Source organism: Aquihabitans sp. G128, from assembly GCF_019048865.1.
Taxonomy (GTDB): domain Bacteria; phylum Actinomycetota; class Acidimicrobiia; order Acidimicrobiales; family Iamiaceae; genus Aquihabitans.
Map to the genome: position 1 here is coordinate 4,739,601 of NZ_CP077604.1, position 24,708 is coordinate 4,764,308.

The 24,708-nt window shown below is 74.4% G+C and carries 26 protein-coding genes, 4 pseudogenes and 1 riboswitch; of the genes and pseudogenes, 16 read left to right on the forward strand and 14 right to left on the reverse strand.

Features of this window, described 5'->3' with window-relative positions; genetic code table 11:
• The gene (locus tag KSP35_RS22805; RefSeq protein ID WP_216998057.1) at positions 1–2,037 is read right to left on the reverse strand and encodes a ribonuclease H-like domain-containing protein; all 2,037 of its coding nucleotides are present in this window, start codon (positions 2,035–2,037) and stop codon (positions 1–3) included.
• A 98-nt stretch (positions 2,038–2,135) separates the two neighbouring features.
• Here KSP35_RS22805 and KSP35_RS22810 point away from each other — a divergent pair, with 98 nt between their 5' ends.
• A complete protein-coding gene (locus KSP35_RS22810; protein WP_216998058.1) occupies positions 2,136–2,324 on the forward strand; it encodes a hypothetical protein in 189 nt (62 codons plus the stop codon).
• Here the strand turns inward: KSP35_RS22810 and KSP35_RS22815 are convergent.
• Positions 2,321–3,376: a phosphotransferase family protein gene (locus KSP35_RS22815; protein WP_216998059.1), complete on the reverse strand. Its 1,056-nt coding sequence runs from the start codon at positions 3,374–3,376 to the stop codon at positions 2,321–2,323. The two genes, KSP35_RS22810 and KSP35_RS22815, sit on opposite strands and share 4 nt — an antisense overlap.
• 73 nt (positions 3,377–3,449) lie before the next feature.
• Here KSP35_RS22815 and KSP35_RS22820 point away from each other — a divergent pair, with 73 nt between their 5' ends.
• The gene (locus tag KSP35_RS22820) at positions 3,450–3,827 is read left to right on the forward strand and encodes a hypothetical protein (RefSeq protein WP_216998060.1); all 378 of its coding nucleotides are present in this window, start codon (positions 3,450–3,452) and stop codon (positions 3,825–3,827) included.
• A 126-nt stretch (positions 3,828–3,953) separates the two neighbouring features.
• Entirely contained in the window at positions 3,954–4,838 is an 885-nt protein-coding gene (locus KSP35_RS22825) for an LLM class flavin-dependent oxidoreductase (RefSeq protein ID WP_216998061.1), read from the forward strand.
• A gap of 123 nt (positions 4,839–4,961) precedes the next feature.
• Here KSP35_RS22825 and KSP35_RS22830 read toward each other — a convergent pair whose 3' ends face one another.
• Positions 4,962–5,828, reverse strand: coding sequence for an alpha/beta fold hydrolase (locus tag KSP35_RS22830; protein WP_216998062.1), 867 nt, complete (start codon positions 5,826–5,828; stop codon positions 4,962–4,964).
• Between the two features lie 62 nt (positions 5,829–5,890).
• On the reverse strand, positions 5,891–6,646 hold the full coding sequence (locus tag KSP35_RS22835; protein ID WP_216998063.1) for a sulfite exporter TauE/SafE family protein: 756 nt from the start codon (positions 6,644–6,646) through the stop codon (positions 5,891–5,893).
• Between the two features lie 147 nt (positions 6,647–6,793).
• On the opposite strand from KSP35_RS22835, the pseudogene modA reads away from it, so the two are divergent.
• From modA to KSP35_RS22845, 3 genes and pseudogenes are all read left to right on the forward strand, one after another.
• A pseudogene (gene modA / locus KSP35_RS24920) lies at positions 6,794–7,573 on the forward strand (molybdate ABC transporter substrate-binding protein); the annotation flags it as partial.
• Between the two features lie 71 nt (positions 7,574–7,644).
• Positions 7,645–8,436 carry an ABC transporter permease gene (locus KSP35_RS22840; RefSeq protein ID WP_217002316.1) on the forward strand — a complete coding sequence of 264 codons (792 nt, stop codon included), beginning with the start codon at positions 7,645–7,647 and terminating at the stop codon, positions 8,434–8,436.
• A complete protein-coding gene (locus KSP35_RS22845; RefSeq protein WP_216998064.1) occupies positions 8,433–9,488 on the forward strand; it encodes a sulfate/molybdate ABC transporter ATP-binding protein in 1,056 nt (351 codons plus the stop codon). Before KSP35_RS22840 ends, KSP35_RS22845 begins: the two co-directional genes overlap by 4 nt.
• Position 9,489: 1 nt before the next feature.
• Here the strand turns inward: KSP35_RS22845 and KSP35_RS22850 are convergent, their stop codons facing one another.
• A complete protein-coding gene (locus KSP35_RS22850) occupies positions 9,490–9,873 on the reverse strand; it encodes a helix-turn-helix domain-containing protein (RefSeq protein WP_216998065.1) in 384 nt (127 codons plus the stop codon).
• 103 nt (positions 9,874–9,976) lie between these two features.
• Between KSP35_RS22850 and KSP35_RS22855 the strand changes: the two are divergent.
• Positions 9,977–10,842: pseudogene (locus KSP35_RS22855) on the forward strand (SDR family oxidoreductase).
• A 180-nt stretch (positions 10,843–11,022) separates the two neighbouring features.
• Here the strand turns inward: KSP35_RS22855 and KSP35_RS22865 are convergent.
• On the reverse strand, positions 11,023–11,592 hold the full coding sequence (locus tag KSP35_RS22865; protein WP_216998068.1) for a GNAT family N-acetyltransferase: 570 nt from the start codon (positions 11,590–11,592) through the stop codon (positions 11,023–11,025).
• A gap of 102 nt (positions 11,593–11,694) precedes the next feature.
• On the opposite strand from KSP35_RS22865, the gene KSP35_RS22870 reads away from it, so the two are divergent.
• Positions 11,695–12,210, forward strand: coding sequence for a pyridoxamine 5'-phosphate oxidase family protein (locus KSP35_RS22870; protein WP_216998069.1), 516 nt, complete (start codon positions 11,695–11,697; stop codon positions 12,208–12,210).
• A gap of 401 nt (positions 12,211–12,611) precedes the next feature.
• Here KSP35_RS22870 and KSP35_RS26300 read toward each other — a convergent pair.
• From KSP35_RS26300 to KSP35_RS22885, 3 genes and pseudogenes are all read right to left on the reverse strand, one after another.
• A pseudogene (locus KSP35_RS26300) lies at positions 12,612–12,701 on the reverse strand (RNA-binding S4 domain-containing protein); the annotation flags it as partial.
• A 4-nt stretch (positions 12,702–12,705) separates the two neighbouring features.
• Positions 12,706–13,176: a nitroreductase family deazaflavin-dependent oxidoreductase gene (locus KSP35_RS22880; protein ID WP_216998070.1), complete on the reverse strand. Its 471-nt coding sequence runs from the start codon at positions 13,174–13,176 to the stop codon at positions 12,706–12,708.
• Positions 13,177–13,264: 88 nt separating this feature from the next.
• Complete coding sequence (locus KSP35_RS22885) at positions 13,265–13,663, reverse strand: ATP-binding protein (protein ID WP_216998071.1); 399 nt, start codon at positions 13,661–13,663, stop codon at positions 13,265–13,267.
• A 108-nt stretch (positions 13,664–13,771) separates the two neighbouring features.
• On the opposite strand from KSP35_RS22885, the gene KSP35_RS22890 reads away from it, so the two are divergent.
• Together KSP35_RS22890 and KSP35_RS22895 are read left to right on the forward strand one after the other, a co-directional pair.
• Complete coding sequence (locus tag KSP35_RS22890) at positions 13,772–15,226, forward strand: DHA2 family efflux MFS transporter permease subunit (RefSeq protein ID WP_216998072.1); 1,455 nt, start codon at positions 13,772–13,774, stop codon at positions 15,224–15,226.
• 225 nt (positions 15,227–15,451) lie between these two features.
• Positions 15,452–16,189 carry a TetR/AcrR family transcriptional regulator gene (locus tag KSP35_RS22895; RefSeq protein ID WP_216998073.1) on the forward strand — a complete coding sequence of 246 codons (738 nt, stop codon included), beginning with the start codon at positions 15,452–15,454 and terminating at the stop codon, positions 16,187–16,189.
• Between the two features lie 67 nt (positions 16,190–16,256).
• Here the strand turns inward: KSP35_RS22895 and KSP35_RS24930 are convergent, their stop codons facing one another.
• Positions 16,257–16,556, reverse strand: a complete 300-nt coding sequence (locus KSP35_RS24930) for a hypothetical protein (RefSeq protein ID WP_254126887.1) — start codon at positions 16,554–16,556, stop codon at positions 16,257–16,259.
• On the opposite strand from KSP35_RS24930, the gene KSP35_RS22900 reads away from it, so the two are divergent.
• The 3 genes from KSP35_RS22900 to KSP35_RS22910 all read left to right on the forward strand — a co-directional run bounded on the left by KSP35_RS22900 (position 16,555) and on the right by KSP35_RS22910 (position 18,887).
• On the forward strand, positions 16,555–17,544 hold the full coding sequence (locus KSP35_RS22900; protein WP_254126888.1) for a cytochrome P450: 990 nt from the start codon (positions 16,555–16,557) through the stop codon (positions 17,542–17,544). The two genes, KSP35_RS24930 and KSP35_RS22900, sit on opposite strands and share 2 nt — an antisense overlap.
• Before the next feature lie 295 nt (positions 17,545–17,839).
• On the forward strand, positions 17,840–18,610 hold the full coding sequence (locus KSP35_RS22905; RefSeq protein ID WP_216998074.1) for a hypothetical protein: 771 nt from the start codon (positions 17,840–17,842) through the stop codon (positions 18,608–18,610).
• A gap of 58 nt (positions 18,611–18,668) precedes the next feature.
• Entirely contained in the window at positions 18,669–18,887 is a 219-nt protein-coding gene (locus KSP35_RS22910) for an RNA-binding S4 domain-containing protein (protein WP_216998075.1), read from the forward strand.
• 360 nt (positions 18,888–19,247) lie between these two features.
• On the opposite strand, the pseudogene KSP35_RS22915 reads toward KSP35_RS22910, so the two are convergent.
• Positions 19,248–20,234: pseudogene (locus tag KSP35_RS22915) on the reverse strand (glutathione S-transferase family protein); the annotation flags it as partial.
• A gap of 162 nt (positions 20,235–20,396) precedes the next feature.
• On the opposite strand from KSP35_RS22915, the gene soxR reads away from it, so the two are divergent.
• Positions 20,397–20,837: a redox-sensitive transcriptional activator SoxR gene (soxR, locus tag KSP35_RS22920; protein ID WP_216998076.1), complete on the forward strand. Its 441-nt coding sequence runs from the start codon at positions 20,397–20,399 to the stop codon at positions 20,835–20,837.
• 66 nt (positions 20,838–20,903) lie between these two features.
• On the opposite strand, the gene KSP35_RS22925 is transcribed toward soxR, so the two are convergent.
• Positions 20,904–21,644: a type 1 glutamine amidotransferase domain-containing protein gene (locus KSP35_RS22925; RefSeq protein ID WP_216998077.1), complete on the reverse strand. Its 741-nt coding sequence runs from the start codon at positions 21,642–21,644 to the stop codon at positions 20,904–20,906.
• 119 nt (positions 21,645–21,763) lie between these two features.
• Here KSP35_RS22925 and KSP35_RS22930 point away from each other — a divergent pair, with 119 nt between their 5' ends.
• Positions 21,764–22,597, forward strand: coding sequence for a hypothetical protein (locus tag KSP35_RS22930; RefSeq protein ID WP_216998078.1), 834 nt, complete (start codon positions 21,764–21,766; stop codon positions 22,595–22,597).
• A 257-nt stretch (positions 22,598–22,854) separates the two neighbouring features.
• On the opposite strand, the gene KSP35_RS22935 is transcribed toward KSP35_RS22930, so the two are convergent.
• Both KSP35_RS22935 and KSP35_RS22940 read right to left on the reverse strand, forming a co-directional pair.
• Positions 22,855–23,802 carry a TIGR03621 family F420-dependent LLM class oxidoreductase gene (locus tag KSP35_RS22935; protein ID WP_216998079.1) on the reverse strand — a complete coding sequence of 316 codons (948 nt, stop codon included), beginning with the start codon at positions 23,800–23,802 and terminating at the stop codon, positions 22,855–22,857.
• 61 nt (positions 23,803–23,863) lie between these two features.
• Positions 23,864–24,250 (reverse strand): TraR/DksA C4-type zinc finger protein, encoded by a 387-nt coding sequence (locus KSP35_RS22940; RefSeq protein ID WP_216998080.1) that lies wholly within the window; start codon positions 24,248–24,250, stop codon positions 23,864–23,866.
• Between the two features lie 51 nt (positions 24,251–24,301).
• A riboswitch (cobalamin riboswitch) is annotated at positions 24,302–24,482 on the forward strand.
• Positions 24,483–24,500: 18 nt separating this feature from the next.
• Here KSP35_RS22940 and KSP35_RS22945 point away from each other — a divergent pair.
• Positions 24,501–24,704 (forward strand): CbtB-domain containing protein, encoded by a 204-nt coding sequence (locus KSP35_RS22945; protein WP_216998081.1) that lies wholly within the window; start codon positions 24,501–24,503, stop codon positions 24,702–24,704.
• The last annotated feature ends 4 nt before the right edge of the window (positions 24,705–24,708 follow it).

Here is a 24,708-nt window from a genome sequence, read left to right on the forward strand (position 1 = left end):
TCAGCGGAGGTGGGGGAGGGTGCGCATCCAGGTGCGGACGGCGGCGGTGGCGCGGACGTCGTCCTCGTTGTAGGCGAGGAGGCGCTGCTGGGCGGCGGCGCGGACGGCGGGGTCGGGGTCGGTGGTGGCCTCGGCGTGCCAGACCATGGAGAGGGCGCCGTCGGGGTCGGCGTCGCGCCACGAGAAGCCGGCCAGGCCGGCGACCACCTTGAGGCCGTGGCTGCCGCCGGTCACCAGCTGGGTGGTGAACACCTCCCAGAGGTCGACGAACTGGGGGCTGGCGAGGAAGTCGTCGACGGCGGCCGGGGCGTCGACCAGGCCGAGCTCGGCGGCGGCTGCGGCCGCCCCCTCCTTCAGGGCGCGGGACTCGGCGCCGCGGTACCAGCAGTAGGTGACGAGCGACCGGCCGGCGGCCGCGGCGGCGGTGCGCTGGGCCTCGAGCCAGGTCCAGAACTCCACGAACACCGCAGCCTGGACGGCCGGGCCGGGCGGGTCCCAGGACGCTGCGGCGTGGTAGCGGCCGTCGACCCAGGCGCCCCACAGGTAGGCGGTGCCGTCGATGCCGTTCTCCATGTCGATGTCGATCTCGACGTCGGCCGACGGCACCTCCAGCGCCCGCAGCCCGTGGCGGAGCAGCGGGCCGCCACCGAGGCCAACCGCCCGGGCGCCCTGGACGGCGTCGGCGAGGGACCGGATCGGCTGGCCGACGAGGGCGAGGGCGACCGGGTCGAGCGAGCCGAGGTCGCCGGTCCGCAGCACCCCGGCGCCGGCCAGGGTCGCAGCCTGCTGGTCGACCCGAGCCCGAGCGGCGGCCGCCCGGCGCTCGACCACCTCGGGGTCGACCTCGACCGCGACCTCGGTCCCGCTGTCGCCGACGTCGGCGGCGCCGTGGGCCGCGCCGTCGGCCGGGCCCGCGACCTCGGTCGGCCCGGCGGTCGCGGCCGGCGGCGCGAGCAGCTCGGCGACCGGCGTGTCGGCGGGCAGGGCGGCCGCCCGGTCGGCGAGCTCGGCCAGGTCGCCGAGGCGGGCGTAGGCGTCGCGGAGCTCCGCCGAGCGCAGGTCGAGCCGGGCCAGGTCCGCTCGCGTGGCCACGCCGGCGCGGCGCAGGGCGCGCCACTGCTCGTAGCCCAGGCCGGGGAGGAGGCTGACGCTGTCGGCCGCCTCGAGCTGGGGACGGCAGTGGGCCACCCAGGGACAGGTGGTGCACTCGCCGATCCACACCGGCTCCACGAGCGGCGTGCCCTCGGCGGCGGCGGCCAGCACGTCGAGGCGGAACGAGAACTCGAAGTCGTAGCGCTGCAGGGCGGTCTCGTCGGCGGCCCGGCGCTTGTCCCAGCGCTGGCGGATGCTGGGGACGTCGAGCCGGGCCCAGACCGCCACCTCCTCCTTGCCGACGACGGCGCCCACGGGCGTGGCGGCGTCGTGGCCGGCGGCCTCGAGCAGCCGGTGGTGGTGGGCGAGCAGCAGGAGGTGGGCACGGGCCAGGCGGGGGAGGTGCTCCGGGTCGGTGCGAGCATCGGCGTGGGCCGGCGAGGCGAGCGGAGCGACCACCGCCGCGGCGTCGGGCGTGGGCGGCTGCCCTGCGTCGAGCACCAGCCGGTGCCGGACCGCGAGCGGGTGGTAGGCCCAGCGGCCGTCGGGCCGGCGCTCGGCCCGGACGAGCACGTCGGGCCCGCCCCTTCGCCGTCCTACCTCGTCCACCGGCAGCCGCCCGCCCAGGACCAGAGGTGCGCCCTGGGCCAGCGCCGCTGCGGTGGCCGCCTCCCGCTCGGCCGCCGTGCCGTCCGGCGGGACGCGCACCGCGCCGGGGTGCGCGGCCAGGAGCTCGGCGAAGATCCGGTCGCCGAAGGTGACGCTGTCGTCGATGCGCAGGCGATCGACCGACGACGGCTCGGCCCGCGTGGTGTCGAACGGGGGGTGGACGTCGAACTGCACCCGCAACGGGCAGCGCTTGGCGACGTCGTCCCCCTGCGGCGGGACGGTGCTGACGTCGGACCGGGGCCGGTAGCGGTCGAGGGGTGCCGCCGGGTCGGTCATCGGCCGCAGCGTACCCAGGCCCCCCGACAGCGGGAGGGTGAGCGGGGCCCCTGCGGGTAGGCGGTGGCCGACCGATCGAGACGACCACGAGAGCACCGATGAGCGACGCGAGCGACCTGGACGACCTGGGTGAGCCCGACGAGGACCGGCTGGTGGAGACCGGCGAGCGGCTCGCCGCCGTGCCCGAGCCCGACGCCGAGCGCGCCGTCGAGGTGGCCGCGGAGCGCGGGGAGCCGGTCCCCGACGGTGAGCGGCTGGTGGAGCCGACCGACGACGCCGAGGGCTAGAGCAGGGCGAACGGGTCGAGGTCGCGGATGGCGGCGCAGGAGCGCTCGGCCATGGCCAGGAACATCCGGTCGCCCCGCTCCGAGGGCGTGCCGACCGCGCACCCGAGCACGATGATCAGCGGGGCCTGGAGCATGGCGTAGCGGTAGTCGTCCCGGCAGGCGTCGAGGTCGTAGCCCGTCACGCCGTGGCCCAGCAGGGCGCGGTGGTAGGCGGCCACCAGGTCGTCCTCGTGGGCACGGCGGTCCTCGATCGAGAGCCCGGTCGCGAGGAGGAAGGCGAGGTCCCGGGCCGGGAGCCCGAGGCTGACGGTCTGCCAGTCGAGCGCCGTCACCGGCCCGTGGTCCGGGGCGAACATGAGGTTGTCGAGCCGGTAGTCGCCGTGCACGGGGGCGAAGCGCTCACCGCGGCCCACCAGCCACGACCCGGCGACGGCCGGCACCCGCTCGAGCACCTCCTGGTCCTCGGCGCGGAGCCGGCCGGCGAAGCGGTCGGTGAAGACGCTGGTCATGGGCTCGAGCACTTCGGTGAGGACCGAGGCCTCGTCGGCGGTGACGATGGCCAGGGTGCCGTCGGCCAGCGTCGGGTCGCACCAGCGGGGGCCGTGCAGGCCGGCCAGGTTCACCGCGGCGGCCTCGGCGTCGACCACGTCGCACCCCGCCAGCTGGTCGCCCTGCTCTGCGGGCGCCAGGTCGTCGAGCAGCAGCAGGAAGTCGGTGGCGTCCTCCGACACCGAGGCGTGCCAGCACCGGGGGACCCGCACGGCGAGGGTGGGGGCGAGGTCGCGGTAGAAGTCGACCTCGGTGCGGTAGGCGCCGGCCACGCTGGTGCGCTTGTCCATGGGGCCGACGGCCAGCTTGGCCACGAGGGTGGGCGGCACCTCGCCCGGGTCGCCGTCGAAATCGAGGGCGAGCCGGTAGCTGCCCGCCATCTGCCCCGTGCCGATGGCCGTGGCCTCGACGCCGGTGACGGTGACCGGGTGCCCTCCGGCCCGCAGGGCTTCGGTGATGACGGCGGGGGCGAGGTCGTCGACGGGCACGGCGAGGTCGGTCATGGCGGCATCCTGCCCCACCCGCCGCCGGGGCGGCGGCCTGGGTAGCGGTCCTTCGATCGGGTAGCTGGGGACCATGAGCCGCACCCAGACCCTTCAGGTCCCCCAGCACCTGGCCGGGACCGACCTGCGCCCCGTGCTCACCCTCCTGCCGGTGGCCGCCACCTCGCCGCACGGCGGCGCCGAGGCGAAGGACGACGGTCCCGGCAAGGGCCCGTCCGTCGCCAGGGCTGCGGCGGTGGTGGCCGTCGGTGCGCACCTGGCCGGCGCCGGGCTCGCCCTCAAGGAGGCGCTGGGCTACAGCGACTTCGTGTGGGACACCGCCGGCATCGCCCGCACCCCGTGGCTGGCCCGCATCGCCCTCGTCCCGGTGGTCGGCGCCCGCCAGTTCAGCGCCGACGTCAAGCCCCGCCTCGAGCAGGCGTCGGCTGCCATCGAGCTCCAGGGCGGCTGATCCCCGCCGGCGAGTCGCTCCGGCGACGAGCGCCGACGTAGCAGCCAGGCGGACGGGTCCGACGCCGGCCGCTCGACCTCGTGAAGGCGAGCGACGGCGCCTTGCGGTGTGCCAGGGTCCCGGGCCATGGAGATCGGCCTGGCCTTCCCGCAGATGACCGCGGGCTTCGACCGCGACGGCGTGCGGGCGTGGTGCCGTGCCGTCGACGAAGGGCCGTTCTCGTCGATCTCGGCGGGCGAGCGCATCACGTTCGACAACCTCGACGGCATGACCCTGTGCGCCTCGGCGGCGGCGCTCACCGAGCGGGTCCGGGTGCTGTTCAACGTGGCGGTGGCGCCCTGGCACCAGACCGCCCTGCTGGCCAAGCAGCTGGCGTCGATCGACGTGGTGTCGGGCGGACGCGTGGAGGTCGCCGTCGGCGTCGGCGGGCGCGAGCAGGACTACGCCGCCCTCGGCTCGCCGTTCGCCGGTCGGTTCGGTCGCCTCGACGACGCCGTCGCCGAGCTCCGCCGCCTCTGGGCGGGCGGCGACGCCGCCGGCGGCGGCCAGGTCGGTCCGACACCCCTGCGCCCGGGAGGGCCGCGCATCCTCTGCAGCGGCACCGGCCCGCGCTCGCTCGCCCGCGCCGCCCACTGGGCCGACGGCGTGAGCGGCTTCACCCTCCCCGGCGACGCCGCCGAGGCCGGCGCCAACTTCCGCCTGGCCGAGCGGGCCTGGCTCGATGCCGGCCGCACCGAACGCCCCCGCCTCGTCACCGGCGCCTTCGTCGCCCTCGGCCCCGATGCCGAAGCCACCCTCCAGGCCTTCGGCCGCCGCTACCTCGCGGTGTTCGGTGAGCGCCCGGCCCACGTCCTGGCCGGCCGCATGTCCCTGCACACCGAGCAGCGCCTGGCCGACTTCGCCACCGCCGTCGCCGCCGAAGGCGCCGACGAGCTGATCCTCGTCCCCGCCAGCAACGACCCCGCCCTCGTCGCCCGCCTCGCCACCGTGGTCGCCTCGCTCGCCACCTGACCCCGGCCGGCCGCCGCCGCCCCGGCACCCCCCGCAGCCCGGCCGGCCCCCGCTACAAAGTTCGCTGGGGTGGGGTGGGTCGGCGGCGGGGGGGCGGTGCCGTCGCCCCGGGGCCGGCTCGGGCTAGTGGCGGGCGAGGAAGTCGAGGATGGCGCGGTTGAAGATCTCGTTGCGGTCGCCGGCGACCATGTGGCCGGCGCCGGCGACGTCGGCGAACTCGGCCTGGGGGACGATCGACAGGAACTCCTGGGCGCCCTCGGCGCTGAGCAGGTCGCTGGACCGGCCACGCACCAGGAGCGTGGGCACCTGCAGCGCTTCGGCGGCGGACCGGAGCCGGCCGGGCTCCACCATGGTGGTGCGGGTCTCGTCGGGGCTGCCGAAGGAGCCGCGGATGAAGGCCGGGTCCCAGTGCCAGACCCAGCGGCCGTCGTCGCGCTGGCGCAGGTTCTTCCGCAGCCCGGACAGGTCGCGCGGCCGGGGCCGGGTGGGGTTGTAGGCGGCCACCACGTCGGCGGCGTCCTCGAGGCTGGCGAAGCCGTCGAGGTTGCCGGTCATGAAGGCGCCGATGCGGTCGCGGCCGCCCTCCTCCAGCCGGTGGGCCACGTCGACCAGGGTCAGGCTCGACGCCACTGCCGCCTGGTCGTCGCTCTCGGCGATGGCCACCAGCGAGGCGAGGCCGCCGAGGGAGGCCCCGACGAGGGCCGGAGGGCGGTCGAAGCTGGCCGCCACGGCGGCGACGTCGGCGGCGAAGGCCTCGAGGGAGTAGTTGCCGTCGGGGGCCCACTGGCTGTCGCCGTGGCCCCGCAGGTCGAGGCTGATGGCGTGGCGCCCCTGGTTGGCCAGGGTGGTGAGGGTGCCGGACCACGAGTGGCGGGTCTGGCCGCCGCCGTGGAGCAGCAGCACCGGCGGGCCGCCCTCGGGGCCCTCGGCGTCGCCCACCAGCGCCAGTCCGTCGGAGCCCTCGAAGTTCGATCCGCATCGGCCCAGCATGGCCCGTGCCGCCGCGCCCGACACCGCCCGGCCGCCGGATCCCGGCCACCGCAGGCGTCGGCTCAGGTCAGGAGGAGGCGGAGGGCCACGCCGACGCCCAGGAGGACGACCAGGGTCCGGAGCACCGTGGCCGGGATGCGCCTCCCCACCTTCGCCCCGAGCCACGCACCGACCACCGAGCCGACGGCGATCAGGGCCACCGCCTCCCACGCCACGTGGGCGAACAGGGTGAACAGGATCGCTGCCACGCCGTTGACCGTGCCGGCGAGGACGTTCTTGAGGGCGTTGGACCGGCGCAGGTCGTCCGGGACGAACACCGCCAGCATGGCGAGCAGGATGATCCCCTGCGCGGCGCCGAAGTAGCCGCCGTAGACCCCGGCGACGAAGGCGATGGCCATCGGGGCGGGGCCGACGTCGCGGGCGTCGTCCGGGCGGCGCTCGGCCACCCAGCGGGCCAGGCGGGGCTGGAGCGCCATGAGCACCACGGCGAGCAGCACCAGGACGGGGACGATGGCGTCGAAGACCTGGGAGGGCAGCGTGAGCAGGAGGATGCCGCCGCAGAGCCCGCCGGTCCCGGACGCCACCGCGAGCGTGCGGGCGCGGCGGCCCTGGCCCGCCAGCTCGCGGCGGTAGCCGTAGGCGCCGCTGATGGCGCCGGGCACCAGCCCGATGTTGTTCGAGACGTTGGCGGTGATGGGGGCGTAGCCCACCGCCAGGAGGGTCGGGAACGAGATCAGGCTGCCGGAGCCGATGACGGCGTTGATGCCGCCGGCGCCCATACCGGCCGCCATCACCGCCAGCGCCTCGAGCCCGTCCACCTCGGCAGTCTGCTCGGCCGGGGGTGCGGCCCCGCTCCGGAGCCCTCGGACTGGTGAACCCAACCGAGGGTGTCCCTTGCGTGTGCAAGGATCGACGCCAAGTTGCCTGGCACCTGCGGTGTCAGAGTGTCCCTCAGGAGCTCCTCCATGAACCGCCCCACCCGCCTCCTCCTGGCCGTGCTGGCCGCGCTGGCCCTGTTCGTGGCCGCGTGCGGCAGCGACAGCGACGGCGCCGCCAAGACCACCACCAAGGCGTCGTCGGGCCCCTCCACCACGGCCGACGACGGGCCCACCACCACGGCAGCTCCGGCCGACGACCTCTCCGGCGACATCACGGTGTCGGCCGCCGCCTCGCTCACCGGCGCCTTCACCGACATCGGCAAGTCGTTCGAGGAGGCCCACCCGGACACCAAGGTCACCTTCAACTTCGACTCGTCCGGCTCCCTGTCGGACGCCATCGTCGCCGGCGCCCCGGCCGACGTGTTCGCCTCGGCCGACGAGAAGAACATGGCGAAGCTCACCGACGCCGACCTCACCGACGGCGAGCCCACCACCTTCGCCCGCAACCAGCTCGTGATCGTCACCAAGCCCGGAAACCCGAAGGGCATCAAGACCCTGGCCGACCTCGCCGACGTGGGCATCGTCTCGCTCTGCGCCACCGATGCCCCGTGCGGCACGTTCGCCGCCCAGATCCTCGGGGACGCCGGCGTCGACATCCCCAGCGATAACGTCACGCTCGGCCAGAACGTGAAGGCCACCCTGACCGCCGTGACCGAGGGAGACGCCGTGGCCGGCATCGTCTACGTCACCGACGGCCTCGCCGCCGGGGACCAGGTCGAGGTGGTCGACATCCCCGAGGCCCAGAACGCCATCGCGGTGTACCCGGCCGCGGCCCTCAAGGCGTCCGGCAACCAGGACGTGGCCGCGGCCTTCGTGGCCTTCGTGGCCGGCGACGAAGGCCAGAAGGTGCTCGAGGAGGCCGGGTTCCTCCCGCCGACCTGGCGCGGTCGCGGCGGCGGCCACCGGTCCTGGTGGTCGTCGTCGCCCTGGTCGCCGCCCTCTTCTTCGCGCTCCCGTTCGCCGGCCTGCTGCAACGGGCTGCGTGGTCGAAGCTCCTCACCGACCTCGGCACCGAGGAGTCGATCGAGGCGCTGGAGCTCTCGCTGGTGGCGTCGCTCTCGTCGACGGTCGTGGTGGTCCTGTTCGGCACGCCGCTGGCGTGGGTGCTGGCCCGGGTCGAGGTGCCGGGCCGGGCCATCGTGCGCGGCCTGGTGCTGCTGCCCATGGTCCTGCCCCCGGTGGTGGGCGGCGTGGCCCTGATCTCGGCGTTCAGCCTGCGCAGCCCCATCGGTGGCTGGCTGCACGACGTGTTCGGCCTGCAGCTCACCTTCTCGACCAAGGGGGTGGTGCTGGCCGAGGTGTTCGTGGCCATGCCCTTCTACGTGATCACCGTCGAGGCGGCGCTGCGCAACGTCGACCAGCGCTACGAGCAGGTGGCCGCATCGCTCGGCGCCTCGCGCTTCACGGTGTTCCGCCGGGTGACGCTGCCCATGGTGGCGCCGTCGGTGGGGGCCGGCGCCGTGCTGGCGTGGGCGCGGGCGCTCGGCGAGTTCGGGGCCACCATCACCTTCGCCGGCAACATCGTGGGCCGGACCCAGACGCTGCCGCTGGCCGTGTACCTCAAGCTCGAGGGCGACGGCGAGGCCGCCATCGCCCTCAGCCTGGTGCTGCTGCTCGTCTCGTTCGTGGTGCTGGTCGGCCTGCGCGACAAGTGGCTGGTGCGGGCGTGAGCCTCGACGCCCGCCTGGAGGTGCGGCTCGGGTCGCTGGCGCTGGACGTCGACGTGCAGGCCGACGCCGGCACGGTGCTGGCGGTGCTCGGCCCCAACGGCGCCGGCAAGACCACCATCCTCCGTGCCCTCGCCGGGCTCCAGCCGCTGGCCGGAGGGGCCATCGAGCTGGCGGGGCGGGTGCTCGACGATCCGCAGGCCGGGACCTTCGTGGCGCCGGAGCACCGGCGCGTGGGCTTCGTCCACCAGGACCTGCTCCTGTTCCCCCACCTGAGCGTGCTCGACAACGTGGCGTTCGGCCCGCGCAGCAACGGCACGTCGAAGGTGGCGTCTCGTGCCGAGGCACGGGTCTGGCTGGAGCGGGTGGGGCTGGAGGCGTACGCCAACGAGCGCCCGAAGGCCCTCTCCGGCGGCCAGGCCCAGCGGGTGGCGCTGGCCCGCGCCCTGGTCGGCCACCCTGACCTGCTGCTGCTCGACGAACCGCTGTCGGCGCTCGACGTGGGGACCCGGGCCGCCACCCGGCGGGACCTGCACCGCCACCTCGCCGACTTCGCCGGCGTCACCGTCGTGGTCACCCACGACCCGCTCGACGCGTTGGTGCTGGCCCAGGACGTGGTGGTGCTGGAGGACGGCGTGGCCAGCCAGAGCGGAGCGCTGGCCGAGGTCACGGCCCGGCCCCGCAGCCGCTACGTGGCCGACCTGCTGGGCACCAACCTCCTGCGGGGCGAGGGGAGGGGCCACGTCGTCGCGCTCGACGCCGAGGGCGGTGCCGTGGAGGTGGCCGAGGCGGTCGACGGACCGACGTTCGCCACCATCTCGCCCAGCGCCGTGACCCTCCACCTGCGAGCGCCCGAGGGCAGCGCCCGCAACGCCTGGCCGGCGACGGTCACCGACCTCGACCTCCTGGGCGAGCGGGTGCGGGTCCACCTCGACGGGCCGGTGCCGCTGGTGGCCGAGATCACCGCCGCGTCGCTGGCGGCGCTGGCCCTCGGGCCCGGCAGCGCGGTGTGGGCCACCGTGAAGGCCACCGAGGTGGCCACGTACCCGGCGTGAGCTACCGCCCGACGGCGGGCACCAGCGCCTCGGCGTTGGCCACGGTCCACGCCACCAGCGGGAACAACAGCGCCACCAGCTCCTGGCCCACCGGGGTGAGCGAGTAGTCGACCCGGGGCGGGATGCTCGGCTGCGCGTCGCGGTGCACCAGCCCATCGGCCTCCAGGGTGCGCAGCGTCTGGGCCAGCATCTTCTCGCTCACGCCCTGCACCGTGTCGCGCAGCTCGCTCCAGCGGAGGCTGCCGTCGGCCAGGCCCACCAGCACCAGCACGCCCCACTTGCTGGTGACGTGGCTCAGCAAGGTGCGCGACGGGCAGTCCTCCGGCAGCACGCCGTCGGCGAACAGCGAGTGCAACCGGTCGGGGGCAGGGGTGCGGGCGGCCATGGCCCCCAACTTACCAAAAGGTGGGTACCACCCAACGGGAAGAAACGGGAAATGCAAAGGGTTGGTCGGGGAGTCCTTCCCCGATTCCCGAAAGCAGCGATCCATGTCCCTCGTCGTCACCGGCGCCACCGGCCACCTCGGCCGGCTCACCGTCGAAGCCCTCCTCGCCCGGGGCGTCGACCCCGCCACCATCACCGCCACCGGTCGCAACCCCGAGAAGCTGGCCGAGCTCGGGGCCCTCGGCGTGAGCGCCGTCTCGCTGGACCTGGGCGACGCCGGCGCCGTGAAGGACGCCTTCGCCGGCGCCGACAAGGTCCTGCTGGTGTCCGGCAGCGAGCCCGGCGCCCGCCTCGACCAGCACCAGAACGCCATCGACGCCGCGGCAGCCGCGGGCGTGTCCCTGCTCGCCTACACCAGCGCCCCCTACGCCGACACCACGGCCCTGCTGCTGGCGGCCGATCACCGGGCCACCGAGGCGGCCATCACCGCCTCGGGTGTGCCCCACGCCTTCCTCCGCAACAGCTGGTACATCGAGAACTACACCGACCAGCTCGACGCCACCCTCGAGCACGGCGTCGTCCTGGGCTCCGCCGGCGACGGGCGGGTGAGCGGCGCCAGCGCGCCGACTACGCCGAGGCCGCCGCCACCGTGCTCGCCACCGACGGCCACGAGGGCCAGGTCTACGAGCTGGGCGGCGACGAGGCCTTCACCCTGACCGAGCTGGCCGCCGCCATCAGCACCGCCACCGGGCAGGCCATCGGCTACCAGGATGTGCCGCCGGCTGCCTTCCTCGACGTGCTCACCGGCGCCGGCGTCCCCGGCCCCTTCGCCGAGATCCTCGTCGACGCCGACCGCGCCATCGCAGACGGTGAGCTCCGCACCGACAGCGGCGACCTCTCCCGCCTCATCGGCCGCCCCACGACCCCCCTCCAGGAGGCCGTCGCCGCCGCCGTCGCCGCCCGCGCCTGACCTCACCCGAACCCGCCCACCCCTGCCGAACTTGTCGCAGTTGGCCGACGCATCGGTCGACAACTGCGACGAGTTCCGGCCTCGGTCCGCCTACCCTGCCGAACTTGTCGCAGTTGGCCGACGCATCGGTCGACAACTGCGACGAGTTCGAGTCTCGGGCCGCCCGCCCCCTCGGTGCGGTCAGGGGCGGGCGAGGTGGAACCAGCGGCTGGGGCCGGGGTACCAGCGGTCGGTGACGACGCCGCGGTCCTCCATGCCGAGGGCGAGGGCGACCTTGGCCGAGGCCTCGTTGTCGACGTACATGAGGGCGTGGACGGCGGGGACGCCCTGGGCGAAGGCCCGGGCCACCACCGCCGCTGCCGCCTCGCGAGCCAGGCCGCGGCCCCAGGCATCGGGGTGCAGGTGCCACCCGACCTCGAGCTCGGCGCCGGCCCACGCGGCGGGTGCCGGGCGCTCCTCGCCCGAGGTGGCGTCCTCCGGGTTGAGGTCGCAGAGCAGCACCGTGCCGCTGGCCAGGCCGGTGGCCCGCTCCTCGACGGCCCAGAAGCCTCGGGGCCCGTCCGGGTCGGTGCGGGCCCGGCAGCGCTCGACCTGGGCCACCGCCTGGGCGCGCTCGGTCATCACGACGGGGTCGTCGTCGAGCCAGCGGACGACCTCCCACCGGCTCTGGATGGCGAACATCCGGTCGACGTCACCCTCCTCGAGCGACCAGTCCCGGATGGTCAGGCGATCGGTGGCGAGCGGCTCCATGGCCCGAGCGTGGCACGGGCGCACGGCCTCGCCGCAGTGGGTATGGTCCCGGGTCCTGACGGTACGTCAGGACGTCGCAGCAGCCGTCGAGGGGACGAGGCCATGGGCAGCAACCAGCGCAGCCAGATCGAGATGACCGACGACGAGATCGCCGGCTACATCGAGCGCAGCCGCACCGCCACGCTGGCCACCATCGGCCCGTCGGGCGTCCCCCACCTGGTGGCCATGTGGTACGCCGTGATCGACGGCCAGATCTGGGTGGAGACCAAGGGCCGCTCGCAGAAGGCCGTCAACCTCACGCGCGATCCCCGGGTCACGGTGATGATCGAGGACGGCTTCACCTACGACAAGCTGCGCGGCGTGTCGATCGAGGGCCAGGGCGTGATCGTCGAGGACCCCGACGAGCTGTGGAAGGTCGGCGTCAGCGTCTGGGAGCGGTACTCCGGCGAGTACACCGAGGAGGTCAAGCCGTTGGTGGAGTTCATGCTCCACAAGCGGGTGGCCGTGCGCATCGACGTCGACCGCATCCGCTCGTGGGACCACCGCAAGCTCGGCCTCGACCCGATCCCGCTCGACGGCAGCACCGCCCCCCACCTGGAGCGCCTCCCGCCGGTCTGAGCGCCGGCGCTGGCGCTGAGCGCCGGCGCCAGGCGCTGCGCCCGGCCCCGGCGGCCGCGCCCCCGTCGCGTGGGGTCGGCCACACTCGATCTGAGGAGCCGAGGAGTCGGGCTCGACGGGGTCGGGATCAGCGCACGCCGCGGTGGCGATCGAGGTCGCGCCGGTCTCGCTTGGTGGGGCGCCCGGTGCCGCGGTCGCGCGAACGTCGGGGCGGCGAGGTCGCGCTCGGGCGGCGGCGGGCTGTGGTCGACGACGCACTCGGCGGCCAGCGGTGCCCCCACCCGCTTGTCGATGACCCGCACCACCTCCAGCACGCGGTCGCGGTGGTCGAGGCGGGCCTGCACCCGGTCGCCCACCTGCACCTTGGTGGCGGGCTTGGCCGGCTTGTCGTTGACCCGGACGTGGCCCGCCTGGCACGCCGCGCTGGCTGCGGCCCGCGTCTTGTAGAGCCGCACGGCCCACACCCACTTGTCGACCCGCGTGGCCTCCACGGGCTCAGGCCCGGTCGACGACGACCACCGGGATCTCGCGGTCGGTCTTGGCCTGGTAGTCCTCGTAGCTCGGCCACAGCACGTTCATGAGCTCCCACAGGCGGGTGCGCTCGTCGCCGGTGGCGGTGCGGGCGACGCCGTCGTAGCGGTCGGCCAGGACCTGCACCTTCACGTGCGGCTCGGCCACCAGGTTGTCGTACCACTGCGGGTGCTCGGGGGCGCCGCCCTTGGAGGCGACGAACACCACGGCGTCGCCGTCGAAGCCGAAGATCAGGGCGTGCTTGCGCTCCTTGCCGCTCGACTCGCCGGTGGTGGAGAGCACGGCGATCGGGGCGCCGTTCCAGATGTAGCCGACCTCGCCTCCGCTCTGCTCGTAGGCCTCGACGTGGGCGTCGCCGAACAGCGAGTAGTCCCCCTCGCCGGCGCGGGCCCTCTCGGCCAGGACGGGGTCGGGCGTGCGATCGGGGGTGGACATCGGTGGGCTCCTCGAGGTGGGGGGGGCGACCGCCCGGCGGTGGGCGTGCCCGCCTGTCTACCGCCGCAGGGGACGCCCGCGCCGACGATCAGGTGGGGGCGAGGGCCAGCTCGAACCAGACGACCTTGCCGTCCTCGGCGATCTCGTCGACGCCCCAGTCCCGAGCCAGCTGCGCCACCAGCCACATGCCGAACCCGCCGGGCGACTCGGGATCGGGCTTGCGGATGAGCGGCACGACGTCGCTGGTGTCGGTGACCTCCACGCGGACCCGGCCGTCGGTGCGCTGCACCCGGACCTGGACCCATCGGGACTCGGTGTGCACGACGGCGTTCGTCACGACCTCGCTGGTGAGCAGGGGGAGGGCGTCCGGCGGCTCCAGGCCCCAGCGGCTGACGGCGGCGGCGACGAAGGCCCGGGCTTCGGCGGCGCTGGTGGCCTCGGCCGGCAGGTCGATGCGCACGTCCTCGGGATCCTCGGGTTGGCCCATCGTCGGGGACTACCCGACCCCGCTCCCGCTCACCCGGCCGGAAGTGGGTTGCATCATGAGATGGACACGGTAGGGTCCAGCCGTGCACCGCCACCCAGGAGCTCCCGCATGACCGCCACCGTCCCCAGCCCGGCCGCCGCCCGGTCGACGGAGGAGGAGCGCCACGCCCGGCGCACCCTCGCCCTGTCCGGCCTGGCCGTGCTGGTCACCTTCCTCGACACCACCGTCTTGTTCGTCGCCTTCCCCGACATCTCCAAGACCTTCTCCTCGGCCGGGCCCGCCGAGCTGTCGTGGGTGCTGAACGCCTACACCATCGCCTTCGCCGCCCTGCTGGTGCCGGCGGGCAAGATCGCCGACCGGGTGGGCCACAAGCGGGTGTTCCTGGCCGGGTCGGCCCTGTTCACCCTGGCGTCGGCGGCGTGCGCGCTGGCGCCCACCGTCGAGGTCCTGATCGGGTTCCGGGTGCTGCAGGCGTTCGGAGCCGCCGCCCTCATCCCGTCCTCGCTCGCCCTGGTGCTCCGGGCCTTCCCCGCCGACCGGCTGCCGTTCGCCGTCGCGATCTGGGGCGCCATGGGCGCCGCGGCCGGCGCGGTGGGCCCGACGCTCGGCGCCAGCCTGGTGGAGGCGGCGAACTGGCGCTGGGTGTTCCTCATCAACGTCCCGGCCGGCCTGGTCACCGTGGGCTTCGGCCGGCGCTTCCTGCGGGAGTCGAGCGACCCGGAGACCCGCATCCCCGCCCTGGCGGGCATCGTGTCGATCGCCGGCGCGGCGTCGCTGGTGTCGCTGGCGGTGGTGAAGAGCGACGAGTGGGGCTGGGTCGACGGCCGGACCTTCGCGGCGTTCCTGCTGGGCGCCGCGCTGTTCGCCTTCTTCCTGGTGCACCAGCGGCGGACGGCAGCGCCGGCGCTCGACCTCTCCCTGTTCGGCATCCGGAACTACGCCTGGGCCAACGCCGCCACGTTCGCCTTCGGCACCGCGTTCACGGCCATGTTCTTCGGCTCCTTCCTGATCCTCACCCAGGTCTGGGGCTACTCGGTGCTCCGCGCCGGGCTGGGCATCAGCCCGGGGCCGCTGGTGGTGGCCGTGCTGGCGCCCCGGTTCGGCAAGCTCGCCGGCCGCATCGGCCAGCGCCCCCTGCTCATCGCCGGCGGCCTGGCGTTCGCCGCCGGCGGGGTGTGGCGCATCGCGGCCATGGGCGCCCAGGCCCACTACGTGCAGGACTACCTGCCCGGCACCCTGCTCACCGGCCTCGGCGTGGCCCTGTGCCTCCCGCAGCTGGCGAGCGTCACCTCGCAGGCCCTGCCCGCCAACCGGCTGGGCGTCGGCGGCGCGGCCAACCAGGCCATCCGCCAGTTCGGCGGCACGCTGGGCGTCGGGCTCACCATCGCCTTCATCTCCCAGCCCACCAGCGCGGCGCAGGCCCTCGACAACTTCGACCGGGTGTGGCTCCTGCTGGTCCTGGGCGGCGTGGCCACCAGCCTGCTCAGCCTCCCGCTGGTGACCCGCCACGGCCCGGCGACGCTGCCCGCCGAGGACCTGGTGCTCGCCCCCGAGCTGCCCTGACGGCCAGCTCCCACGACCAGCCCCCCCGACGACCGGCCCACGTCGAGCCGCCTGACGGCCGGCCCACGTCGAGCCCCCCCGACGACCGCCCACGGCCACGACCGGTCGAAACTTGTGGGCCCACACCGCCGTTTCCGGCGGTCTCGGCCCACAAGTTGGGTCGGGGGACGGGGGGACGGGGGGTCGGGCCGTCAGGGACGGTCCCACGCCGTAGCCTCCCCGTCGATGTCGGTCGGCGAGCCCCTCCTCCCCGCGCCCGTGCCGGGCAGCCCGCCGTGGTGGCTGGCGCTGCACGCCCGCCAGGCCCGCCGCAAGCCGCGGGCCGACGGGCTCACGATCGAGCGCATCGTGGCCGCCGCCCTCGCCGTCGTCGACCACGAGGGGCTGGACGCCCTGACCGTGCGACGGCTGGCCGAGCACCTCGGCACCGGGAGCGCCTCGCTCTACCGCCACGTCGCCAGCCGGGACGAGCTGCTCGTCCTCCTGGTCGACCGGGTGCTGGGCGACGTGGTGCTCGCGCCCGTCGACGCCAGCGGCCGCGCCAAGGTCGAGTGGCTGTCCGGTGAGCTGCGCCGGGTGCTGATGGACCACCCCAACCTGGTGCCGGCCCTCTCGGCTGCGCCGCTGCTGGGACCGAACGCGCTGCGGGGCACCGACCACGCCATCGCCTACCTCCTCGAGGCGGGCTACGCCCCGGCCGTCGCGGTGCCCGCCTACCTCGCGCTCATCGACTACGTGCTCGGCACCGTCTTCTTCGACACCAGCAGCTCGGGTCGCGCCTCGGCCGAGGGATCCGCCGAGCGGTCTGCGGGGAGCGCGGCGCTCATCGGCGCCCTGCCCGAGGACGCGTACCCCACGCTGCGGGCCCACGAGCAGGAGCTGGTGGCGCCGTCGGTCACCGAGGTGTTCGCCTTCGGCCTGCGGACCTTCCTCGACGGCCTCGAGGCCCGCAACCGGCGTTGATCCCACACATGCGATCGATGATCGCTAGTGTGGCCGCCGACCGGCCCGCCCGGTCCGCCGCCACGCCTCAGGGGAGCCCACCATGACGACCGACCGCCTCACCATCGGCGACGCCGAGTTCTGGCGCCGCCCGCTGCAGGACCGCATGGACGACTTCGCCGAGCTGCGCGAGGTCGGCCCGTTCACCCGGGCCAAGGTGCCGAACCTGATGACCGGCGAGGAGGACGACTTCCTCGCCGTCACCCGCTACGCCGAGCTGGTGGAGATCAGCCGCAAGCCGCTGGACTTCTGCTCCGGCCAGGGCTCCACCAACATCTCCGACATGCCCGCCGAGGCGCTCGAAGTTCTTCGGCTCGTTCATCGCCATGGACGACCCGCGCCACGCCCGCCAGCGCGGCATCGTCGGCCGCTCGTTCACGCCGCGGCGCCTCCAGGGCGTGCTCGACTCGGTGGAGACCATCTGCTCCGAGGTCATCGACGGCATGTGCGAGCAGGGCGAGGTCGACCTGGTGGAGGCCATCTCGCAGCCGTTCCCGCTCCTGGTCATCTGCGACATGATGGGCATCCCCCGCAGCGAGTTCCAGACCGTGCTCGACGCCACCAACGTCATCCTCGGCGCCGGCGACCCCGACATGCTCGGCGGCGAGGAGGACATCGTCGCCGCCCTCTTCGGCGCCGGCATCGCCCTCACCGAGCTCATGAACGAGATCGCCGAGGACCGGCGGGTGAACCCGCAGGACGACCTCACGTCGGCCCTCGTGCACAACACGGTGGGCGACGAGATGCTCGCCCCCCACGAGATCGCCCCCTTCTTCATCCTCCTGGCCGTGGCCGGCAACGACACCACCCGCACCGCCACCAGCATCGGCATGCACCTCCTGGGCCAGAACCCCGACCAGCGCAAGATCTGGCAGGACGACCTGGAGGGCGTGACCCCCACCGCCGTCGACGAGATCGTGCGGGTGGCCTCGCCGGTCACCTTCATGCGCCGCACCGTCACCCGGGACCTCGAGCTGTCCGGCGAGCAGCTCTCCGAAGGCGACAAGATGATCCTCTTCTACGGCGCCGCCAACCGCGACCCCCGGGTGTTCGCGGACCCGGAGCGCTTCGACGTGCGCCGCGACCCGAACCCCCACGTGGGCTTCGGCGGCCCCGGCCCCCACTTCTGCCTCGGCGCCCACCTGGCCCGCCGCGAGCTCAGCGTGATCTTCCGCCAGCTGCTCACCCGCCTCCCCGACATCGAGGTGGCCGGCGACCCCGTCCACCTCCAGGCCATCGGCGTCCCCCTCGTCGGCGGCGTCAAGCACCTCCCCGTCCGCTTCACCCCCACCAAGCCCCTCGCCGCCACCCGCTGACCCCCAGGCTCGCCCGCGCCAGATCCCGGTCGACCTCGCCGGGGCCGGCCGCTCCTCGCCGAACTTCGGGTCCACGGCCCGTGCGCGCAGGGGTGTGGGACCCAAAGTTCGAAGGGGCGGAGGGGGGGTGGGCGGTCCTCCAGCGAACTTGTGGGCGGAGAGCGCCGAAAACGGCGGTGTGGGCCCACAAGTTCGGAGGGGGGGGGTGGGCGGTCCGGGACGGGCGTGGACGACCGCGGGGCTGGGGAAGCGGGCGTTCGCGGGGTGTTCGCGGGGGGTCCGTACGGTCGGCGGCATGACCACGGAGAGCCCGGCGCGCCCGTCCACGACCTCGGCTCGGCGGGTGCGGCGGCGTCGGGTCGCGGCCGCCGTCCTGGCGGTGGTGCTGGCCGGCGGGCTCGCCGCGTGCGGGGCGTCGGGCGGTGACGGGGCGGTGGGGAGCGGTGCCGGCAGCGGGGGCTCGGGCGCGAGCACGACCGCGCCGAAGGGCGATCGCACCGGGGCGGTGGGCGGCAAGGGCGACGACGGTGGGGGCAAGGCGAAGCCCGACGCCGACACCCGGGTGACCACCACGACCATCGATCCCCGTGAGGTCGACACCGAGGTCGGCGGCAAGGGCGACACCGACCTGCCCCCTGCCATCGACGACGACGGGACCGTGGTCGACGGCGGTGGTGCGGGCGGAGGCGGAGCCGCGCCCGACGGGGGCGGCGGTGGGGCGGGCGGCGACACCGGCGGCGACGGGGGCACGGGCGGCGGGGGCACCGGGAGGTACCCGAGCAAGGTCATCAACGGCATCCCGCTCGACATGTCCCAACCGTTCGACGTGGGGCGCGAGTGGGCCGTCGCCGCCAACTACGGCGACTTCGCCACCGTCGACGCGCTCTCGTGCGCCAACGACAAGCGTGCGGTCGAGCAGGGCCAGCAGCACCAGGCCTCGCTCGCTGCGCTGCGCCAGCTGGTGGCGGTCCGCTGGCGGGCCCGGGACGCCACGTCGGGGTGGCTCGAAAGTACAGCTACCAGCAGGTGCAGGCCCAGATCCGCACCACCATCGAGACGCCGATGATCCTCGAGGACGACGGCTGGAAGGTGTGCGTGTACCCCCAGTACTGAACAATGGGCCGGTGCGCGACGAATCGATCCGGGACGAGAGCATCCGGCTGGGGCAGTTCCTGAAGCTGGCCGGGCTCATCGAGGTCGGTGGCGACGCCAAGGCCGTCCTGGGCGACGAGCTGGTGCAGGTCAACGGCGAGGTCGAGGTCCGCCGGGGCCGCCAGCTGCGCCACGGCGACGTCGTGTCCCTGGCCGGCGACGACGTGCGCGTGGTGTCCGAAGCGGGCTGACCGGCTCGTGGGTAGGTCGGTCGGCCATGGCCATCGACCTCGCGATCTGCCGCAAGTGCAAGGGCGCCAAGGGCTTCGCCGCGGCGGTCGAGAAGCGCCTGGCCGACCAGGGCGCCCTGGGCGAGGTCGAGGTCGAGCTGGTCAAGTGCCAGGACATCTGCAAGGGCGCGGTGGCCGGCCTCGAGGTGGACGGCCAGCAGGTCTGGTTCCGCCGCCTGCGCGGCGCGAAGGACGCCAAGGCCCTGGCCAAGCTGGCGGACCGCGACGGCGCCGGACCGGTCCCGGAGCGCCTCGTCGAGCACCGGGCCGCTCGCCGCGACGGCCGGCGCGCCAAGCGCTGACGGCGCCGCCCAACGGGTTGTGCTCGACCGGCACCCGCTCCGCCTCGGGAGGCGGGCCGGGCGGGGTGCCGTCGCCGAAGGGCCGACCGCCCAGCGCCTCGCGGCCGTGCGGCTCGAGCCAGTTCGCCAGGTCCGGGCCCGCCGGCACCACCTGGGTGGGGTTCACCGAGGTGTGGACCACGTAGTAGTGCTCCTTGATCTGGGCGAAGTCCGTGGTGTCGCCGAAGCCGGGGGTCTGGAACAGGTCCCGGGCGTAGGCCCACAGCACGTCCATCTCGCTGAGCTTGGAGCGGTTGCACTTGAAGTGCCCGTGGTAGACGGCGTCGAAGCGGGCGAGCGTGGTGAAGAGGCGGACGTCGGCCTCGGTGATGGTGTCGCCCACCAGGAACCGCCGGTCGGCGAGGCGGTCGGTGAGCCAGTCGAGGCGGTCGAAGAGGCGGTGGTACGCCTTCTCGTAGGCGGCCTGGGAGCTGGCGAAGCCGGCGGCGTAGACCCCGTTGTTCACGTCCCGGTAGACGAGCTCCATCACCTCGTCCATCTCGTCGCGGAGCGGCTCGGGGTAGAGGTCCGGCGCGCCCTCACGGTGGAAGGCCGTCCACTCGCTCGACAGGTCGAGGGTGATCTGCGGGTAGTCGTTGGTGACCACCTGGCCGCTGGGCACGTCGACGACGGCCGGCACGGTGATGCCCTTCGGGTAGCCGGGGAAGCGCGCCTCGAAGGCATCCTTCAGGCGGGGGATCTGCAGCACGGGGTCGACGTGTCCCGGGTCGAGGTCGAACTGCCAGCTGCGCTCGTCGTGGGTGGGCCCGGCGACGGCCATGCCGAGCACGTCCTCGAGGCCGAGCAGGCGGCGCACGATGATCGCCCGGTTGGCCCACGGGCAGGCCCGGGCCACCACCAGCCGGTAGCGCCCCGGCTCCACCGGCCAGCCGTCGCGCCCGTCCGCGGTGATGCGGTCCTCGATGTAGTCGGCGTCGCGGACGAACTCGCCGCTGTCGTCGGCCAGCCCGTGCTGCTCGGACCCGGCGGTGGTCGTGCTCTCGGTGTTCTCGGCGGTCACCCGGGGGAACGTACCCAACCCGCAGGGGAACCGGGTGGGGATCTGGGCGCTCCAACGCCGGGTTCCCCGCCCGGTTCGCCGGTGTGGGGGTGTCGGTAGCGTGGGCCGATGGAGCACGACCTGACGATCGGGGCGCTCAGCGAGCGGTCGGGGATCGCCCACTCGGCGCTGCGCTACTACGAGGACGAGGGCCTGCTCCACGCCGAGCGCACCGCCGGCGGCCAGCGTCGCTACCACCGGGATGCGCTGCGCCGGGTGGCCTTCATCCGCACCGCGCAGCAGGTGGGGCTGTCGCTGGAGGAGATCCGTGAGGCCATGGCCTCGCTGCCCGACAACCGCACGCCGAACCAGCACGACTGGGACGAGCTGGCCTCGTCGTGGCGACCCCGGCTCGACGCCCAGATCGCCCTCCTGGAGCGGTTGCGGGACCGGCTCACCAGCTGCATCGGCTGCGGCTGCCTGTCGATGCGGGCCTGCCGCCTCCTCAACCCCCATGACGAGGCGGCCGCCCACGGCCCCGGCCCCCGCTGGATCATCGAGGACGCCTGACCGTCGACCCCGGCCGGCCGGCCGGCAGGCACCGGCGAGCCGGGGCGGTGGGTGCGGCCGGCGCGCTCACGCCTCGCCGGCCACCTCGAGGAAGCGGCGGGTGAAGAGGTAGGCGTCGCCGGGCCAGCGGGCCGAGACGTAGCGCCCGTCGACCACCACGAAGGCCGGGTCGTCGTCGGTTGCGGTGCCCCGCCTGGAGCCCAGCGGACCGCGCTCGAACGTGCCCCCGGGACCGAGGGCGGCGCGCACCTCGGCCTCCACGTAGGCCGGGTACGTGCGGTAGTAGCGGCCCAGCTTCCAGGCGGTCAGGTAGTAGGCCAGGCGCTCCTGCCAGCTCGTGAGGCAGGTGGTGCGCCGTCCGGCCAGCACGCTGGCCCCGGTGGCCGGGTCGACGGCGCGGGCCAGCACCAGCACGCCGTGGCAGATGGCGCCCACCGGGCGGTCGAGCGCCCAGAACGCCGCCACCTGGCGCTGGAGCACCTCGCTGCCCAGGTACTGGCGCATGCCGGGGGCGTGGCCGCCGGGGAGGATCAGCCCGTCGTAGGCGGCGACGTCGAGGTCGGCCCAGCGCTCGGGCGCGCCGAAGGCGGGGTCGTCGAGCAGGTCGGCGTAGAACGCCTTGGGCTCCGGGTCGGCGCCGAGCTGGCCGAACAGCACGCCGGCGAGCAGCTTCGGGTCGCCGGCAGGCTTCGCCCCGGACTCGGTGGCGAACGTGACCCGGTGGCCGGCATCGGTCAGCAGCCGCCAGGGCACCGCCACCTCGGTCACGTCGAAGTCGTGGTCGGGCAACGGAACGAGCACGTGCACCACGGCATCGTGTCACCCGAACGCGCCCTTGCCGCTCCTTCGCGGCACGGATCGGGTCAACTGGACGTTTGAGGACGTGGCGACGAGCACCGCAGCCCGTCGCCCGGAAGGAGCCCCCCATGTCCATCCACCGCACCACCTCGGGCCTGCTGCTCGCCGCCGCGCTGAGCGCCGGACTGCTCGCCGGCTGCTCCAGCGACGGCAGCGACGCCTCGCCCTCCACGACCGCTGCGCCCACGACCACGGTGGCCTCCACCACCTCGGCCCCGGGGAGCACCACCGCTCCCGCCACCACCGCGGCCGACCTCCCGGCCTCGACCACCGCCACCACCGCCGCCCCCCAGCAGGCGTGCACCTCGGGCGCTCCGGCCATCCCGTCGGGCGCCGTGCAGAAGCCGATCGTCGACGTCGACGGCGACGGCAAGGCCGACGTCGGCTTCATCCACGACGCCGGCGGCACGGTCACCGTCGGCATCGTCACCGCCGCAGGGGGCGGCGCCACCGCGGCGTTCGACTCGGCCAGCCCCGTGACCCGCACGATGCTGGTGGCCAACGCCGACGAGCGGGGCCCGGCGGAGATCTTCCTGGACGACGGCCGCCTCGTGCAGCTCGACGCCTTCGTCGGCTGCAAGATCGTCCCCGTCACCAACCCCCAGGGCCAGCCCTACGAGTTCGGCCTCGGCTTCACCGACGTCGGCACCGGCGTCGGCTGCATCGACACGCCCGGCGGCCGCCGCCTCGCCGGCCTGGACATCGACCAGAAGACCAGCACCGACACGACCGTCCACTGGACCAGCACCGTCGTGGAGCTCGACGGCGCCAAGGCGAAGAACGGCAAGACCACCAAGGGCACCTACGCCCGCCCCGCCGACGACGCCAAGGTCCAGCTCCTCAGCTCCGTCACCTGCGGCACCCTCACGGCTGCCACCGACGGCATCACCCTTGAAGGCTGAGGTTGATCGACGCAGCCCGAGCCGCTCCTGCGCGGTTCGTTCGCAGGCGGACACGCCCGATCCGACCCCGCGCGTCAGCGCCGAGGGGCGCGGTTCGCCGTAGGCGAAACGGGGCCCGAGCGGCCCGTGCGATGCGAAGCGAGCACAGGAGCGGAAGGACGGATCCGGACGCCGGCCCCGCCTGGCGAGGAACGAGCCTCCTGGGCCGGCACCCCCCGAGCCGCCAGGCGAGGCTGCAGCGCCGACGAACGACCCGGTCAGGCGCCCGACAGGCGCGCCACGACCGGCGCAAAGGCGTCGAGCGCGTCCAGGCTGAGGCCGATGCTGCTGATGCCATACCGCTCGCGGCGGGCGAGGAGGTCGTCGACGATCTGGTCGACGGAGCCGACGAGGGCGTGCGGGGTCTCCAGCGACTCCGGCACGCTCATCCCGAAGCCGGCGGCGACGGCATCGGCCACCGCGGCGCGGTCCTCGGTGACCAGCGCGAGGTGGATGCGGGTGTGCAGCTCGATGGCGGCGAAGCGGTCGCCTGCTGCGGCGCGGATCCAGCCGATCTTGCGCTCCGTGGCCTCGGCGGTGGCGTCGGGCCCGGCCGAGGCGTCGATCACGCCGTTCGGCAGCGCCGGGTTGAGCCCGACGATGTCGGCGTGGCGGCCGGCGAGCTCGAGCACCTTGCGGCCGCCGCCGCCGATGAGCAGCGGCAGCGGGCGCTGGACCGGCTTGGGCGAGCCGGTGAGCCCGTCGATCCGGTAGTGCTCACCCTCGAAGTGGCACGGCCCGGCCGAGAGCAGGCCCCGCACCACCTGGACGGCCTCCTCGAGGCGGGCGATGCGCACGCCCGGGCGGTCCATCGGGATGCCCGCCCGCTCGTAGTCGGTGGTCATCCAGCCGGCGCCGAGGCCGAGCTCGAAGCGGCCCTCGCTCAGGATGTCGAGCGTGGCGGCCTCCTTGGCCAGCACGGCGGGGTGGCGGTAGTCGTTGCTGAGCACGAGCACGCCCACCCGGAGCGTGGTGGTGGCGTCGGCCGCCGCCATGAGCGCGGCGACGGGCGCCAGCTGGTCGTCGAGGTGGTCCGAGACGGTGAGGCGGTGGTAGCCGAGGTCCTCGACCTTCCGGGCCAGCTCCCGCCACGACCGGGCGGTCACCTCGGGCGGCGACGAGCACTGGACGCCGAAGCGGAAGGGCGGGAGGGCAGAGGGAGGCATGGTCTCGCAGGCGGTGGCGGGGAAGGGGCCGTCATCGGACCCGTCCGGGGCCGCCAGCGTTTCACCCCGGCCGTCGCGCCCCGCCACGGGTTGCGCAGGCGACGCAGGTGCGCGTGCCGGGGACAGCCCGCAGCCGCTCGAGGCCGATGGCCCGACCGCAGACCTCGCAACGCCCGAAGCCGGGCCGGGCCGAGGCGGCGATGGCGAGGTCGAGGTCCACGAGCTGGCGGCGCGCCTCGCGGGCGAGGGAGCTGACCTGGGCCCGTTCGTAGGCCGTGGTGCCGTCGGGGTCGTGCTCGTCGTCGGGCGGCTCCAGGTCGGCCGCGTCCACGAGCTGCTGGAACGCCAGGTCGAGCGAGGCCAGCTGGTCGGCGACCCGGGTGCGGGCGTCGAGGAGCTCGGCGTGCAGGGCCGAGCGCTCGGCAGCGGTCAGGTCGTCGGGGGCCACGGGCCCGCCCTACCCCATCGGCGCCCGATCGGGAGGTCGGCTCCGGGCAGGTGGTAGGTTCCCGGGCGCAGTCAAGGGAAGCCGGTGTGAGTCCGGTGCGGTCCTCGCCACTGTGACCAGGGAGCGAAGCTGATCTCCACCACGGGAACTCCCGGGCTCCGGCCCGGCCGGGAAGGTGCAGCGGAGCGTCGATCTGGGAGCCAGGAGACCTGCTGCGCACGAACCACGAGTTGATGGAGAACCCTCCGAGATGGCTGCGATCACCACCCCCACCAGCGAGACCACGGTCGGCGAGCACGTCAACGTGCCCACCTGGTCCCTCCTCCTGCTGGCGTTGGCCCTGTTCGGGTCCTACGTCATGCTCCAGGAGAACGGGCTCATCATGAGCAACTGGATGGCCGTGCACGAGTTCTTCCACGACGCTCGCCACGCCCTCGGCTTCCCCTGCCACTGATCGC

Excerpts from the sequence above, each read along its gene's own strand:
- KSP35_RS22880 (WP_216998070.1), bottom strand. The coding sequence starts at position 13,176 with ATGTCCACCCCCGATCGCACGCCCGACCCCGTCCTGGCCGAGAGGGCC.
- KSP35_RS22905 (WP_216998074.1), top strand. The coding sequence starts at position 17,840 with ATGACCACGGAGAGCCCGGCGCGCCCGTCCACGACCTCGGCTCGGCGG.
- KSP35_RS24930 (WP_254126887.1), bottom strand. The coding sequence starts at position 16,556 with ATGGCGATGAACGAGCCGAAGAACTTCGAGCGCCTCGGCGGGCATGTC.
- KSP35_RS22945 (WP_216998081.1), top strand. The coding sequence starts at position 24,501 with ATGGCTGCGATCACCACCCCCACCAGCGAGACCACGGTCGGCGAGCAC.
- KSP35_RS22900 (WP_254126888.1), top strand. The coding sequence starts at position 16,555 with ATGGACGACCCGCGCCACGCCCGCCAGCGCGGCATCGTCGGCCGCTCG.
- KSP35_RS22820 (WP_216998060.1), top strand. The coding sequence starts at position 3,450 with ATGAGCCGCACCCAGACCCTTCAGGTCCCCCAGCACCTGGCCGGGACC.
- KSP35_RS22885 (WP_216998071.1), bottom strand. The coding sequence starts at position 13,663 with ATGGGCCAACCCGAGGATCCCGAGGACGTGCGCATCGACCTGCCGGCC.
- KSP35_RS22830 (WP_216998062.1), bottom strand. The coding sequence starts at position 5,828 with ATGCTGGGCCGATGCGGATCGAACTTCGAGGGCTCCGACGGACTGGCG.
- KSP35_RS22825 (WP_216998061.1), top strand. The coding sequence starts at position 3,954 with ATGGAGATCGGCCTGGCCTTCCCGCAGATGACCGCGGGCTTCGACCGC.
- KSP35_RS22805 (WP_216998057.1), bottom strand. The coding sequence starts at position 2,037 with ATGACCGACCCGGCGGCACCCCTCGACCGCTACCGGCCCCGGTCCGAC.
- KSP35_RS22930 (WP_216998078.1), top strand. The coding sequence starts at position 21,764 with ATGTCCATCCACCGCACCACCTCGGGCCTGCTGCTCGCCGCCGCGCTG.
- KSP35_RS22935 (WP_216998079.1), bottom strand. The coding sequence starts at position 23,802 with ATGCCTCCCTCTGCCCTCCCGCCCTTCCGCTTCGGCGTCCAGTGCTCG.
- KSP35_RS22890 (WP_216998072.1), top strand. The coding sequence starts at position 13,772 with ATGACCGCCACCGTCCCCAGCCCGGCCGCCGCCCGGTCGACGGAGGAG.
- KSP35_RS22895 (WP_216998073.1), top strand. The coding sequence starts at position 15,452 with ATGTCGGTCGGCGAGCCCCTCCTCCCCGCGCCCGTGCCGGGCAGCCCG.
- KSP35_RS22850 (WP_216998065.1), bottom strand. The coding sequence starts at position 9,873 with ATGGCCGCCCGCACCCCTGCCCCCGACCGGTTGCACTCGCTGTTCGCC.
- KSP35_RS22870 (WP_216998069.1), top strand. The coding sequence starts at position 11,695 with ATGGGCAGCAACCAGCGCAGCCAGATCGAGATGACCGACGACGAGATC.
- KSP35_RS22815 (WP_216998059.1), bottom strand. The coding sequence starts at position 3,376 with ATGACCGACCTCGCCGTGCCCGTCGACGACCTCGCCCCCGCCGTCATC.
- soxR (WP_216998076.1), top strand. The coding sequence starts at position 20,397 with ATGGAGCACGACCTGACGATCGGGGCGCTCAGCGAGCGGTCGGGGATC.
- KSP35_RS22865 (WP_216998068.1), bottom strand. The coding sequence starts at position 11,592 with ATGGAGCCGCTCGCCACCGATCGCCTGACCATCCGGGACTGGTCGCTC.
- KSP35_RS22810 (WP_216998058.1), top strand. The coding sequence starts at position 2,136 with ATGAGCGACGCGAGCGACCTGGACGACCTGGGTGAGCCCGACGAGGAC.